Raw genomic sequence first — 830 nt, 5'->3', positions numbered from 1 at the left:
TAACATTAAACACAATCCTAAAACTATTAAAAACTTTTGCATAAGAACTCCTCCTTTAAATAGAAATTAATTTTATTTATTTGTAAGCTTTTAAATTCCTCATAGCTTAAATTTGTTGTCTTAATTGGCATTTAGTTTCCTAAAATCTATATTTTGAATAAAATTATCAAGTGGCTGAATAACTCTAGTTTGCATTTCATCTAAATCAAACTCACACCCTCCATTTGTGCATATAAATCCCTCATCTTCAAACGCACATACTTGAGTATAGCGACCATTTGAGCTTAATTCCTGTAATGCTTTGGAGGCTTCTATAATGGTTTCTTTATATCCTTGTGGAAACAATTTATTGTAAAATCTAAACTTTGCTAAACCTTTAATAGAAAAAATATCGAGTATCATATTGCCCTTGCAAGTATAAAAAGTATCTTTGTCTATGAGAAAACTTGTATCTATGATAGTATTGGTGCTAAGCAATAAAATTCCCATTTTATAAACCCTTGCTATACAAGGCTTGTAATGATGTGGTTTAAAACCAAAATGAACCGAGTCAAGATTTTCATACATTATTCCATTTTCGCGTCCTTTGTTAAATACTTCTTCCACTTCTTTTTCATCATCATTTTTTGCCAATAAAAAACAACGCATATTGTCTCTATAATCTATAAAATTTTTAGCAAATTTTTGCATTTGTTTTTTTGTCTCTTGCCCCTCTTTTGTATCTTTTGGGATACTCTTTAGTATTGAAAAATAGAGTTTAGAATACAATCTATCAAGTTTTTGTAACTCCCCACTTTCATCATTACAAATCATCTTTTCAACCTTACTTT

General features: G+C 28.9%; 1 protein-coding gene. It reads right to left on the bottom strand.

Annotated features, from left to right (window positions below; translation table 11 throughout):
• Positions 1–120: 120 nt before the first annotated feature.
• Positions 121–830, bottom strand: a 710-nt coding sequence (locus AJN60_RS08360; protein ID WP_070287354.1) for a hypothetical protein, incomplete at its 5' end; no start/stop codon positions are given.

It is taken from the genome of Campylobacter sp. BCW_4323 (assembly GCF_001763115.1).
GTDB lineage: Bacteria > Campylobacterota > Campylobacteria > Campylobacterales > Campylobacteraceae > Campylobacter_D > Campylobacter_D jejuni.
Note: the sequence above shows the minus strand (reverse complement) of the source record. Positions and strands in the feature narration are given on the sequence as shown.